Origin of the sequence: Saccharospirillum sp. HFRX-2, assembly GCF_043196805.1 — a bacterium.
In the GTDB taxonomy this organism is placed as follows: domain Bacteria; phylum Pseudomonadota; class Gammaproteobacteria; order Pseudomonadales; family Natronospirillaceae; genus Saccharospirillum.
Window position 1 is genome coordinate 350353 of record NZ_JBEBMU010000001.1, and the last position, 13260, is coordinate 363612.

Consider the following 13260-nt stretch of genomic DNA (forward strand, 5'->3'; position numbering starts at 1 on the left):
CTAACTTTTGTAACGCTGCTGACAGTTAGCGGGCCTCTTGTTTGGGCTGTTTCTATGGCTGTTCGGAGCAGTCATCAAGCCGTCATCTTCATCTTGCCTTTACCAAATCCTTTTGCCATTCTCATACAGCTCTAAAGGATTTTGAGGCGCTGTGCTGGTTCAAGCATGTGTCGGCGTTACTCAAATCGGTGACCAACATCAACGGTCGTGCCTTGCTTTCAAGGTCGACAGCCCACGGAGGTTAACGAGATGAAAAACACCCCTGCTCTGATCAAGCTGACAGGCGTTGCCCTGGCGACAATGACGACCGCCAGCCTGGCGATGGCTGATACTTGGCGCTATGCCCATGAAGAAAACGAAGGCGATGTTCAGGATGTCTTTGCGTACGATTTCAAGGAGTACATCGAAGACAATTCTGACCACACCATTCAGATTTATCGCTTCGGTGAGTTGGGTGAATCCGACGACATCATGGAGCAGACGCAAAACGGCATTCTGCAATTCGTTAACCAGTCGCCCGGCTTTACCGGCGCGCTGATTCCCGAAGCGCAGATTTTCTTTATTCCCTATCTGTTGCCGACCGACTTCGACACCGTGGTGCAGTTCTTCCGCGACAGCGAAGCCATTAACGAAGACTTCCCCGAGCTCTATGCCGAACAAGGTCTGGAACTGCTGAAGATGTATCCGGAAGGCGAAATGGTGGTCACCGTCGACGAGCCGGTCACCAGTCCAGCTGAATTCGACGGCAAGAAAATCCGCACCATGACCAACCCGCTGTTGTCGGAAACCTATGAAGCCTTTGGTGCTACCCCGACGCCTTTGCCTTGGGGTGAAGTCTACGGTGCCTTACAGACCAATATGATTCAGGGTCAGGAAAACCCCATTTTCTGGATTGAATCCGGCGGCCTCTATGAAGTGTCTCCGAACCTGATTTTCACCAAACACGGCTGGTTCACCACCGCCATGATGGCCAATCAGGACTTCTACGATGATCTGTCCGACGCAGACAAACAACTGGTTCAGGATGCCTCCAACTACGCCTTCAATCAGATCATCGAACACATCGATGGCCTGGCTGAACAATCGTTGGAAAACATCCAGGCGGACAGCGACGAAGTGAACGTAGTTCGTTTGAGTGATGCTCAGATCGAGGCCTTCAAAGAACGTGCGCCTCAGGTTGAAGAAGCCTTTATTGAGATGACCGGTGCCAGCGGTCGCGATCTGCTGGAGCAATTCCAGGAAGATCTTGAAGAAGCTCAGATGTAACTCGGTTTAACCGGCACGCATCGGCGTGCCGGTTGCCTCCTTTCGGGGTGATCATAAGCAGGCATTGCACATTGAGGTGCTGAACAGCCGGATCAGTGTGGTGCCATTGATTGGAGCATTAGCGATGACAGAAAACGCCCCTGAGTCCTACCAGTCTGCCCTGCCGGGTTTGCTGGGTAAGATTGATCTTGCCATCAGTAAGATTGAAGCGGTGATCCTGGCGCTGGGTGTCATCCTGATGGCGGTTAATACCTGCGTGAATGTGATTGCCCGTTTTGTATTTTCCGAAGGGCTGTTTTTTACTGGCGAAATTAATCGCATCCTGATCATTATGATTACCTTTGCCGGCATCGGTTATGCGGCGCGTCACGGTCGTCATATCCGCATGTCAGCCATCTACGATTTGCTGCCACATAAAGGCCGCAAAGTTGTGATGATCATTATCTCCCTCTTTACCGCCGCTGTTATGTTTTTCCTGTGCTATTTCGCCATGATCTACATTCTCGATACCTTCGAGCGCGGCCGGGTGTTACCGGCGTTGCAATTCCCCATCTGGATTATTTATGTCTGGGTGCCGATCGGACTGGCCGTCACCGGCATTCAATATTTCCTCACCGCCATTACCAATATGCGCGCCAAGGACGTCTATTTGTCCACCGGCGTGCTGGACGGCTACGCCGATACCGAATCCGAAGTCTGAGCCAACGACCACTGCGAGAAGGATGACACCATGGCAACCACCCTGATGTTGATAATGGTCGTGCTGCTGTTGCTCGGCTTTCCGATGATGATTCCCTTGACGACTGCGGCGCTGGTCGGCTTCTTTATGATGTTCGATGGCTTCGGCCAGATGGATACCTTTATTCAGCAAATGATGGGCGGCATTCGCCCGGCATCTCTGATCGCGGTGCCGATGTTTATTCTCGCTGCTGACATCATGACGCGAGGCCAGTCGGCCGATCGACTGATCAATATGGTGATGGCCTTTATCGGTCATATTAAAGGGGGTCTTGCCGTCAGTACGGCAGCGTCCTGCACGCTCTTTGGTGCGGTGTCAGGTTCCACTCAGGCGACAGTTGTGGCCGTGGGTTCGCCACTGCGACCGAAGATGCTGAAAGCGGGTTACTCCGACCCCTTTACGCTGGCCCTGATCATCAATTCCAGTGACATCGCTTTTCTGATTCCACCCAGTATCGGCATGATCATTTACGGTGTGATCTCTGAGACTTCCATTGCCGAGCTTTTTATCGCCGGCATTGGTCCGGGGCTGCTGATTCTGCTGATGTTCTCGCTCTATTGTCTGGTCTACGCCTACGTCAACAAGGTGCCGACTGAACCGAAAGCGAGCTGGTCCGAACGCGGCGATGCAGTGGTAAAAGCCATCTGGCCGTTGTTCTTTCCGGTCATTATCGTTGGCGGGATTTACGGCGGAATATTCAGCCCGACCGAGGCGGCTGCGGTCTGTGTGCTCTATGCGTTTTTCCTGGAGTTCGGGGTCTTCCGATCGCTGAAAATGCCGGATATTTATCGCATCGCCAAGTCGACCGGTTTGATCACCGCTGTGGTTTTTATTCTGGTCGGTGTTGGTAATGGGTTTTCCTGGATCATCTCCTTTGCGCAGATTCCGCAGACCATTATGGAAGCGGTTGGCATCAGCGAAATGGGCCCGACTGGCGTGCTGATTTCTATCTGTGTCGCCTTCTTTATCGCCTGTATGTTCGTCGATCCGATCGTCGTTATTCTGGTGCTGACACCCATCTTCGCGCCGTCCATTGCAGCCACCGGATTGGACCCGGTGCACGTCGGTATTTTGATCACGCTGCAGGTTGCCATTGGCTCGGCAACGCCGCCCTTTGGTTGCGATATTTTTACTGCCATTGCCATTTTTAAACGGCCTTACTGGGAGGTCATCCGCGGCACGCCACCCTTTATTTTTATGCTCGTTGCGGCCGCAGGTTTGTTGATTGTCTTTCCAGAGATTGCGCTGTTTCTCAGAGACGTCGCCTTCGCTGATTGATCCTTGGTTCTCAGGCAAAGGAAGTCGCCATGTTTAAAAAAATATTGGTCGCCGTGGATGGTTCCCGAGCGGCCCTGAATGCGCTCGACACCGCCATTGAAATGCAGAGCCTGACCGAGGCCGAAATTTTGTTGTTGTGCGTCTTCAAACATCACAGTTTGTTTGAGGCGTCACTGTCGATGGTGCGGCCGCAGGAAATTCAGATCCCCGATCAGGCGTTGAACGAATACGCCCGTGAAGTGGTCGAGCAAGCCAAGCATCACGCCAAGGAGCGCGGTGCGACTCAGGTGCGTGGTTTTGTGAAAGGCGGGCGGCCGTCCAAGACCATCGTTAATTTTGCGCGCGATAAGGCGGTTGATCTGATCGTACTGGGAACCCACGGTACCCATAGTGATAAAGACGGCATGCTGCTCGGCAGTGTGTCGCACCGCGTGGCCAGTCTGGCGCACTGTCCGACTTTGGTTGTTTAGTGATTGTTATCTAGCGAGCGATAAGGTCGCCGCCGTTCCGTTCTATGGCGATTTTTATATAGGGTTTTCAGGTGGAGGCGCAGCTGATGCAGTCAGCCGCGCCTCTTTTGGTGTAAGACGCTAACGAGGATGCCAATCCATGACGCAGATACCAACGCAAATGAAAGCGGTGCAGTTGGTGGGCCATGGCGGCCTGGATCAATTGCACTATCGCGATGATGTCGCTACGCCGCAACCGGCGGCCGGTGAAGTGCTGATCGAAGTGACGGCCTGCGGCATGAATAACACCGATGTCTGGGTGCGCGAAGGCGCTTATGGCAGCGAGACCGATCCCAATTCGGTATCGACCTGGCGGCGCGGACGATCGACGCTCAGCTTCCCGCGCATTCAGGGAACTGACAGTGTGGGTCGCATTGTCGCTGTCGGTGAAGGCGTGCCGGAGGAGCGCATCGGGCAGCGGGTGATGGTCGATTTCAGCATCTATAACCGACCCGAAGGCGATGACAGCCTGGCCGATATCGACTACATCGGCCACGGTCGTGACGGCGGTTATGCCGAGTATCAAAGCGTGCCCTCGGCCAACGCTTATGAAATCAACGCGCCCTTGAGCGACGCTGAACTCGCCACCTTTTGCTGCGCTTATCTGACCGCTGAGCAGATGCTGGAGCGGGCGCAGTTGAGCCAGGGTGAACGGGTGCTGGTCACCGGTGCTTCTGGCGGCGTCGGATCTGCCATCATCCAATTGGCGCGGGTGCGCGGTGCCATTCCCTATGCCGTTTCCAGTGCTGGCAAAGAGGCAGCATTAAAAGAGATTGGCGCCGAAGCGGTGATTCTGCGCGATACAGCGGATCTGGTTGCCGAGGTCGAATCGGTGGTCGGTGCGCCCATCGATGTGGTCGCCGATCTGGTCGCCGGTCCGATGTTTAACGACCTGCTGCGCATTCTTCGGCCGGAGGGTCGTTACACCACCGCCGGTGCCATCGGCGGGCCAGTGGTTGAACTCGATCTGCGCACTATGTATCTCAAGCAATTGCAGTTGCACGGTTCGTCCCAGGGCACGCGCACGGATTTCCGGCGGCTGGTGCGCTATATCGAAAACGGTCAGATCAAACCGCTGCTCGATCGCACTTTTAAACTGTCGGATTTCCACGAGGCGCAGCGCACCTTTATCAGCAAAACCTACATCGGCAAGCTGGTGGTGGTGCCGGACCAGCATTGGGACACCGAGGGAGCGAAATATGGAAAGTCGTGAACGCACGCTGGAGCTGATTGATACCCAGGCCGGTGGCGATGTCAGTCGCATCGTGTTCTCCGGCGTTGACCCTTTGCCGGGTGCTTCGGTACTGGAAAAAGCGCGCTATCTGCAACGTGAAGGCGATGGCTTGCGCCGCTTATTACTGTCCGAACCCTATGGCGATCCGGCCATGTCGGTCGATCTTATTGTCGAGCCGAGCCATCCTGAGGCTCAGGCCGGTTACATCATTATGGAAGCCATGGGTTATCCGATGTATTCCGGCTCCAACACCCTGTGTACCGCCACTGCCTTGTTGCAAAGCGGCGCCATCGAGATGCGTGAAGGCGACCAGACGGTGGTGCTGGAATCGCCAGCCGGCTTGGCGCGGGTCCAGGCGCGGGTGGTGAACGGCCGGGTGGAATCGGTGACCACTCAGGGCGAGCCAGCTTATGTGGCGCAACAGGGGTTGAGCGTAGAGGTGCCGCATTACGGCACCATCGATTTCGATCTGGTGTGGAGCGGCGCCTACTTTGCGCTCATCAATGCGACCCGATACGGCTTTAACCTCAGTGGCGAAGAAGAGATTGCGCTGACCGCCTTTGGCGATGCTTTTGTGCGCGCTGCCCGGCCAGGTTTGCTGCAGGAACATCCGGATCTGGGCGATGTCGGGCCGCTGCCTTTTGCGCATTTTATGGGGCCAGTGCGGCCCTTGGGTGAAGGTCGCTGGGAATCGCCGTCGGCGACCTATGTGCATCCGGGAGTGATTTGTCGCAGCCCGACGGGTACCGGAACCTCGGCGCGTCTGGCATTGATGGCCAGTCGCGGCGAGATTGCCGAAGGCCAGTCATTGGAGACCATTTCCCCGCGCGGTAATCGCTTTATTGGCACGGTCATGGGCGCAGACAAAGTTGGTTCTTATGCTGCGCTGCATTCCAACATCAGCGGCCGGGCCTGGGTGTTAGCCCACTCGCGCATTGTGGTGGATCTGGATGATCCGCTGGTCGATAGCTCCGATCTGGAACACCTGCTGTCGCCTTAGTGCTCCACTATTAATAGGCGTTCAGCCAGTCGCGCGGCGGCAGGAAGTCGCTGAGCAGGCGTGCTTCCTCGCTGCCGGCTTCGGGTTCGTGGCCGTAGCGCCACTGCACTCGGGGCGGTAGTGACATCAAAATCGATTCGGTGCGGCCATTGGATTGCAGGCCAAAGTGAGTGCCGCGATCGATCACCAGATTGAATTCGGCGTAACGGCCACGACGGATTTCCTGCCAGTCGCGTTGTTGGTCGTTGTAAGGCGTGTCTTTGCGCCGCGCCAGTATGGGTAAGTAGGCATCCAGATAGGAATCGCCGACCGCACGCATCAACCCAAAGCACTGATCGAAACTGCCTTCGTTCAAATCATCGAAAAACAGTCCGCCGATGCCGCGCGCTTCCTGGCGATGTGGAATGTAGAAATAGTCATCGCACCAGCTTTTGTAGCGCCCATAGACGTCATCGCCAAAGGGCGCACAGGCCGCCTGGGCGACGCCATGCCAGTGGCGGCAATCATCGACGAAACCGTAGTAGGGCGTGAGGTCATAACCGCCGCCAAACCACCAGACCGGTTCCATGCCTTCTTTCTCAGCCACGAAAAAGCGCACATTGGCGTGTGAGGTGGGCGCGAACGGATTGCGCGGATGGATAACCAGCGAAACGCCCATCGCCTGCCAATGGCAACCAGCCAGTTCCGGGCGGTTGGCCGTGGCACTGGGTGGCATCTGATCGCCCATCACGTGGCTGAAACCGACGCCGGCTTTTTCCAGCACCGGGCCATCCTGCAACACTCTTGAACGACCGCCGCCACCGGCCGGCCGCTGCCAGTTTTCCTCAGCAAAGGCGGCGCTGCCATCCTCGGCTGCCAAGGCCTGACAAATGCGATCCTGCAGATCGAGTAAATAGTTGCGGACGGGTTCGATGTCGAAGGCTTGGGACATGGCGGGAAGGCCTCGTGAATGCAATTAAGGTCTGAGCGTAGAACCGCTGTTCAGATCGAGGATGCGGCTGCTTTGGCCGGGCGTCTGCACGCGACCGGGGAGGATGGCATCCAGCTCAGCGCCCAGTTGCCAACGCACTTGTCGTTGTTCGGTAATGGCCGCTTGGCCGGATCGGTTAGCGCTGGTCGAAACCAGAGGTTTGCCCAGTCGCTCGCACAAGCGCCGCGCCAATGGATGACCGGAAACCCTCACTGCCAGCGTATCGCGACCGCCGGTCAGCCATACTGGCAAATGACCGTTATGCGGTACCACCCAGGTAACCGGGCCAGGCCAACTGGCTTGAATTTGCTGTTCCTGGTCGGCACTCAGTGGTGCGAGCCATGGGCGCAATTGTTGCCAGTCGGCACCGATCAGAATGAGACCTTTATCCATCGGCCGGTCTTTGATGGCCAGAATGCGGTATACCGCCTGAGCGTTGTCCGGATCACAGCCCAGTCCCCAAACGCCTTCGGTTGGGTAGGCGATAACACCGCCGGCGCGGACGGCATGGCAGGCCTGGCGCAGATGAAAGGCGTGGTGATCGGGCACGGTATGAGTCTCAGGCTGGTCGAGGCCGCAAGGGTACTCAGATGTGCACGCAGTGACAATTGCTGCCGACCACCGCTGCCGCGCTCATTACAAGCGACAATAACCGCCAGGCTGCTGTTGAATCCAGCCCGCCAATTCCAACTCCAGTAAGGGTTCCAATAAAGATTGGGCGCTGCAATGCAGTTGTTGGCTCAGGGTTTCCAGTGCCTGAGGTTCGCTCGATAACAAAACCAGCAGATTTTTTTGCAACTCAGGTAGCTCGGGATCGGGCGGCATGTTCACTGGCGGCGGCTTTGATAGGTAGTTACCGGGCGCCAACACCGACAGCAAATCCTCAGCACTGGACAGCAAACCGGCGCCATCCCGAATCAACTGATGGCAACCGGCGGCATTGGGGTTGCTGATATCGCCGGGCAAGGCATAAACCTCGCGGCCTTGTTCCATGGCGTGCTCGGCGGTGATCAAAGAACCGCTGCGCTGCGCGGCCTCGACTACCACCAGGGCATCACCAAGTCCGCTGATAATGCGGTTGCGCCGTGGAAAATGCCCTGGTTTGGGCTGGGTTCCCAGTGGGTGCTCGGAGACTAAAGCGCCCTTGGCGGCAATTTGCTCAAACAGCGACCGGTGGTTCTTCGGGTAAACCACATCGACGCCGCAACCCAGCACCGCGATGGTCTGCCCGGTCCCGTCCAGCGCGCCTTGATGGGCACAGCCATCAATGCCGGCCGCGCCGCCGGAGGTGATCACCAAGCCACCCAGGCTCAGCTCCCGCCCCAACTGCTGCGCATGCCGCCGTGCCGCCAAAGTGGCATTGCGACTGCCGACAATGCCGACCTGTTGCTGCTGTAATAAGGTCGCATCGCCTTGCACCCAGAGCATCAGCGGCGGGTCGGGAATTTCCAGCAGCAAGGGCGGGTACAGCGGGTCCTGCAAACTGATCAATTGATGCTGTTCCTGCTCCGCCCAGCGCAGTTGTTGCAGCACCTGGCGGTGCACCGGGTGCTGCTCGCCCAGGCGTTTCATCTCCTGCAGCTTCGCGGTCAGCTCAGTGGGCAGCGACCAGCGCTCGGGCTGATCGAATAATTCTTGCGGATGGGTGAGGTGATTCAGCAGTTGGTGGCTGCGGCGTAGCCCCAGGCCGGGTGTCAGTACCCAGCGCAACCACAGCAGACGATCATCGTTCATTCCCTGAACTCCTTGTTGAGAATCCGGCGGGTCCATGCCGGAAGATAAAGCGCTGTAACAAGAGGCAGACATTAAAGCGGGCCGGTTGAATTTCCCCGAGCCCGCTTTCCCGTTACAATCCGCGCCGCGCGTTTGCTGGTGGCCGTCATGGCCAACACTCAGGGAGTCTAACAGTGAAAGAACATTCACCAAGCTGTTGGCAGTGACTTTGACGGGAACTGAGTGACAGATCACAGCGGCCGTATTAGGCAGAACCGACCATAGAGTGGAACTATCAGAAATAGGTAGCTCTACTATTTGAAACCACGAAATCTGTCTACATACTGTACAATATTCATTCTTATCCGGTTGTCAGGAAGCGATTAACACATGGCCTTATTAGAAATTCTCGAATACCCCGATCCGCGGCTGCGCACCAAAGCCAAGCCGGTGGCCGAGGTGGAAGAGCGGCATCGCACGCTGGCGGCGGACATGCTCGAAACCATGTACGACGCCCCGGGCATCGGCCTGGCCGCGAGCCAGGTGAATGTGCATGAGCGCATTATTGTGGTCGACGTCTCTGAAGATCAGTCCGATCCGCACATCCTGATCAACCCCGAATACGACAAGCTGGGTGAGCCGGTGGAAACCCAGGAAGGCTGTCTGTCGGTACCGGGTTACTACGAACGCGTTACCCGCTCCGACAAGATCCGTTGCCGCGCGCTGAATGAGATGGGCGAAGCCATCGAGTTTGAAGCCGAAGATCTGTTTGCCATCTGCATTCAGCACGAGATCGATCATCTGGACGGCAAGTTGTTCGTCGACTATCTGTCCAACCTCAAGCGCACCCGTATTCGCAAGAAGCTGGAGAAGCAGCATAAGCTGACGGCCTCCTGATTGATGAGCCTAAACATTGTCTTTGCCGGCACGCCGGAGTTCGCGGCCGAGCACCTCAAAGCCCTGCTGGGTTCCAATCATCGGGTTGTTGCGGTCTATACCCAGCCGGATCGTCCGGCTGGACGAGGCCGTAAATTGACGCCATCGCCGGTCAAGACGGTGGCGGTCGATGCCGAGATTCCCGTCTACCAGCCCACCTCATTGAAATCAGCTGACGCCCAAGCCGAACTCGCCGCCATTGGCGCCGATATTCTGGTGGTGGTCGCTTATGGCTTGTTGCTGCCACAGGCGGTATTGGATACGCCTCGTCTGGGTTGTATCAATGTTCATGCCTCTTTGTTACCGCGCTGGCGCGGTGCCGCGCCTATCCATCGCGCCTTGCTGGCGGGCGATGCACGCACCGGCGTGACCATTATGCAGATGGATATCGGTCTCGATACTGGCGCCATGCTGCTTAAAGCCGACTGCGCGATCGAGCCGACCGACACCAGTGCGGTGTTGCACGACCGGCTGATTGAACTGGGTCGCCCGGCGCTGATCGAAGCCTTGGATGGTCTGGAAGCCGGCACATTGAGCGGTGAACAGCAGGATGATGCGCTGGCAACCTACGCCACCAAGCTGAGCAAGGCCGAAGGCGAGCTCGACTGGCATCGTTCGGCGGCGGAACTGGATCGTCAGATTCGCGGCCTGACACCCTGGCCGGGCAGCTACACTCGCTGGAACGGCGACACCCTCAAAGTTCAGCAGGCCTGCCTGCTGGACGACACCTCTCAGTCTGAACCCGGTCAAATCCTCGCCATCAGCGATGCGGGTCTGGATGTCGCCTGTGGCGACGGCGTATTACGACTGGAGCGCATTCAATTGCCCGGTAAAAAAGCCATGACCGTTGCCGATGTGCTGCGCGCACGCCGCGCCGATTTTGAAGCGCAACCCAAACTGGGCGAGGCCAACGCATGACCAACAGTCGGGTTTTGGCAGCACAGACCTTGCTGCAACTGGTCGATCAAGGCCGCTCACTGAACGACTTATTACCCTCGCGGCGCGAACAATTGCCCGAAGAAGAGCGTGGCTTTTATCAGCAACTGGTCTACGGCTGCGCGCGTCATTATCTGAGCCTTGATGAGCTGACGCGCAAACTGCTCGATAAGCCGATCCAGCGCAAAGAGCGGGTGATTCATATGTTGCTGGTGGTCGGTGTCTACCAGCTGTGGCAACTCGACCTGCCCGAACACGCGGCGCTTTATGAAACCGTCGATGGCACCAAACCGCTGAAAAAACCCTGGGCCGCCAAGCTACTCAATGCTGCTTTGCGTCGCTTCCAGCGTGAGGGCGACGAACTGGTGGCCGGTTTGCAAAACGCCGCTGGCTATCCCGGCTGGCTGACTCGGCAGTTGCGTCAGGCCTATCCCGACCAGTGGCAGCAAGTACTCGACGCTGGCAACGTTCAGGGGCCAATGACCTTGCGCGTTAACCGTTCGCGCCTCGAACGCGATGCCTGGTTAGCGCAAGCCGATAACGAAGGTTTAGAAGTCAGCGCCTGCGAGCAAACCGCCAGCGCTGTCACTTTGGCGCAGCCGGTTCCGGTCTTGGCCATTCCGGGTTTTAGCGACGGCGAGGTCAGCGTTCAGGACGAAGCCGCTCAGCAATGTGCCTTGTTATTGGCACCGCAGGACGGCGAACGAGTGCTCGATGCCTGCGCCGCGCCCGGTGGCAAAACCGGTCATCTGCTGGAATCCGCCAAGATCGATCTGACGGCCTTGGATATTGATGACAGCCGCTTGCAGCGCGTCACCGAAAACCTCGACCGCCTGGGCTTGAGCGCCAAATTACAGGCCGCCGACGCCGCTGATATCAACGCCTGGTGGGATGGCGAGCCGTTCGATCGCATTCTGCTCGACGCACCTTGCAGCGGCACCGGAGTGATTCGCCGTCATCCTGATATCAAGTTGTTGCGTCGCCCCAAAGACATTGAGTTCCTGATGCAAGTGCAGGATCGTTTGCTGGCGCAGCTGTGGTGCACGCTCAAACCCGGCGGTCGTATGCTGTACGCGACCTGTTCCATCCTGCCGCGTGAAAACAGCGAGCGGATAGCGGCGTTTTTGCAACGTCAGTCCGATGCACAGCTGGTGTCGTTAACGCTGGCGGGTGACGCGCCAGCGGAGTTCGGGGTACAGTGGCTGCCACAGCCCGGTGGGCACGATGGCTTCTATTTCGCGTTGCTGGAAAAGGCCGAATCGACGGCGACGTAAGGAACACACGTGAAAATCATTTTACTCGGCGCCGGCCAGGTCGGCGCCACTCTGGCCGAGAATCTGGCCAGCGAAGACAACGACATCACCATAGTGGATCTCGACGGTGGCCGGCTGCGTGAATTGCAGGACCGACTCGATATCCGCACCGTCCAGGGCCTGGCCTCGTTGCCGAATATTCTGCGTCAGGCCGGTGCCGAAGACGCTGACCTGCTGATCGCTGTCACCCCCAGTGACGAAACCAATATGGTCGCCTGTCAGGTCGCCTACACCCTGTTCCGCACGCCCACCAAGATTGCCCGCATCCGCAGTCCGCAATACACCAAGCACAGTGAAAAACTGTTTGCGCCCGAGGCCATTCCGGTCGACGTCTTGATCAGCCCCGAACAGCTGGTGACCAACTATATTCAGCGCCTGATCGAAACACCGGGCGCGCTGCAGGTGCTCGATTTCGCCGATGGCAAGCTGCAATTAGTTGCGGTCAAGGCCTATCACGGCGGACCGCTGGTCGGCCAGGAACTGCGTTTTCTGAAGCAACATATGCCCTCGGTGCAGACGCGCGTCGCGGCAATTTTCCGCAAAGACCGGCCGATCATTCCCGAAGGCTCGACGGTGATTGAAGCCGAAGACGAAGTCTTTTTCATTGCTGGCAAATCGGACATTCGTGCGGTGATGAGCGAGCTGCGCCGTAAAGAACGCAACTACAAACGCATCATCATCGCCGGTGGCGGCAACATCGGTTTTCGTTTGGCGACGGTGCTTGAAGGTCGTTACTCGGTGAAAATTCTCGAACACAACGAAGAGCGCTGCCGCCTGCTCAGTGAACATCTGAACCAGACCGTGGTGTTGCGCGGCGATGCCTCCGACCAGGAATTGCTGCTCGACGAAAACATCGAAGACACCGATATCTTCCTGGCGCTGACCAACGACGACGAAGCCAACATCATGGCCTCGATGCTCGCCAAGCGACTGGGCGCGCGCAAGGTGATGACGCTGATTAACAACTCGGCCTACGTCGATCTGGTGCAGGGCGGCGAAATTGATGTGGCCATTTCGCCATCGCAGACCACCATCGGCAGTCTGCTGACGCACGTGCGCCGTGGCGATATCGTTAATGTGCATTCACTGCGGCGCGGTGCGGCCGAGGCGATTGAAGCCATTGCCCACGGCGATGCGCGTTCATCGAAAGTGGTCGGTCGTGCCATTGAGGATATCGACCTGCCCGAAGGCTGTACCATCGGTGCCATCGTGCGTAACGACGAGGTGCTGATTGCGCAAAGCGACGAAGTGATTCAGCCGGACGACCACGTCATTCTGTTTTTGATCGACAAGCGCCGCATCAGTGATGTCGAACGCTTGTTCCAGGTTGGGCTCACCTTCTTCTAATTCAGCACGCATCGGCGGA

General features: G+C 57.5%; 13 protein-coding genes. 10 read left to right on the plus strand and 3 right to left on the minus strand.

The features are described 5' to 3' along the window. The first annotated feature begins 300 nt into the window (after positions 1 to 300). The 6 genes from dctP (at position 301) to ABMA60_RS01815 (ending at position 6026) form a co-directional block, all read left to right on the plus strand. Positions 301 to 1266, plus strand: coding sequence for a TRAP transporter substrate-binding protein DctP (gene dctP / locus ABMA60_RS01790; protein ID WP_392800398.1), 966 nt, complete (start codon positions 301 to 303; stop codon positions 1264 to 1266). A gap of 124 nt (positions 1267 to 1390) precedes the next feature. Then, positions 1391 to 1966, plus strand: coding sequence for a TRAP transporter small permease (locus ABMA60_RS01795; RefSeq protein WP_392797812.1), 576 nt, complete (start codon positions 1391 to 1393; stop codon positions 1964 to 1966). A gap of 30 nt (positions 1967 to 1996) precedes the next feature. Continuing rightward, the gene (locus ABMA60_RS01800) at positions 1997 to 3283 is read left to right on the plus strand and encodes a TRAP transporter large permease (protein ID WP_392797814.1); all 1287 of its coding nucleotides are present in this window, start codon (positions 1997 to 1999) and stop codon (positions 3281 to 3283) included. 29 nt (positions 3284 to 3312) lie between these two features. Beyond that, positions 3313 to 3753: a universal stress protein gene (locus ABMA60_RS01805; RefSeq protein WP_392797817.1), complete on the plus strand. Its 441-nt coding sequence runs from the start codon at positions 3313 to 3315 to the stop codon at positions 3751 to 3753. 139 nt (positions 3754 to 3892) lie between these two features. Next, positions 3893 to 5005, plus strand: a complete 1113-nt coding sequence (locus tag ABMA60_RS01810) for an alcohol dehydrogenase family protein (RefSeq protein ID WP_392797820.1) — start codon at positions 3893 to 3895, stop codon at positions 5003 to 5005. Further along, the gene (locus tag ABMA60_RS01815; protein ID WP_392797823.1) at positions 4992 to 6026 is read left to right on the plus strand and encodes a proline racemase family protein; all 1035 of its coding nucleotides are present in this window, start codon (positions 4992 to 4994) and stop codon (positions 6024 to 6026) included. Before ABMA60_RS01810 ends, ABMA60_RS01815 begins: the two co-directional genes overlap by 14 nt. Before the next feature lie 10 nt (positions 6027 to 6036). Here ABMA60_RS01815 and hemF read toward each other — a convergent pair whose 3' ends face one another. The 3 genes from hemF to dprA all read right to left on the minus strand — a co-directional run bounded on the left by hemF (position 6037) and on the right by dprA (position 8730). Continuing rightward, positions 6037 to 6957, minus strand: coding sequence for an oxygen-dependent coproporphyrinogen oxidase (gene hemF, locus ABMA60_RS01820; RefSeq protein WP_392797827.1), 921 nt, complete (start codon positions 6955 to 6957; stop codon positions 6037 to 6039). 24 nt (positions 6958 to 6981) lie between these two features. Beyond that, positions 6982 to 7545, minus strand: a complete 564-nt coding sequence (locus ABMA60_RS01825; protein ID WP_392797830.1) for an L-threonylcarbamoyladenylate synthase — start codon at positions 7543 to 7545, stop codon at positions 6982 to 6984. An 87-nt stretch (positions 7546 to 7632) separates the two neighbouring features. After that, positions 7633 to 8730, minus strand: a complete 1098-nt coding sequence (dprA, locus tag ABMA60_RS01830) for a DNA-processing protein DprA (protein ID WP_392797833.1) — start codon at positions 8728 to 8730, stop codon at positions 7633 to 7635. Positions 8731 to 9099: 369 nt separating this feature from the next. On the opposite strand from dprA, the gene def reads away from it, so the two are divergent. From def to trkA, 4 genes are read left to right on the plus strand one after another with little or no spacing between them, the layout of a single operon-like run. Next, the gene (gene def / locus ABMA60_RS01835) at positions 9100 to 9606 is read left to right on the plus strand and encodes a peptide deformylase (RefSeq protein ID WP_392797836.1); all 507 of its coding nucleotides are present in this window, start codon (positions 9100 to 9102) and stop codon (positions 9604 to 9606) included. Between the two features lie 3 nt (positions 9607 to 9609). Next, a complete protein-coding gene (gene fmt, locus ABMA60_RS01840; RefSeq protein WP_392797838.1) occupies positions 9610 to 10563 on the plus strand; it encodes a methionyl-tRNA formyltransferase in 954 nt (317 codons plus the stop codon). Continuing rightward, entirely contained in the window at positions 10560 to 11855 is a 1296-nt protein-coding gene (rsmB, locus tag ABMA60_RS01845) for a 16S rRNA (cytosine(967)-C(5))-methyltransferase RsmB (protein WP_392797841.1), read from the plus strand. The genes fmt and rsmB overlap by 4 nt, the downstream gene beginning before the upstream one ends. Before the next feature lie 9 nt (positions 11856 to 11864). Further along, positions 11865 to 13241 (plus strand): Trk system potassium transporter TrkA, encoded by a 1377-nt coding sequence (gene trkA / locus ABMA60_RS01850; protein WP_392797843.1) that lies wholly within the window; start codon positions 11865 to 11867, stop codon positions 13239 to 13241. Positions 13242 to 13260: the final 19 nt, after the last annotated feature.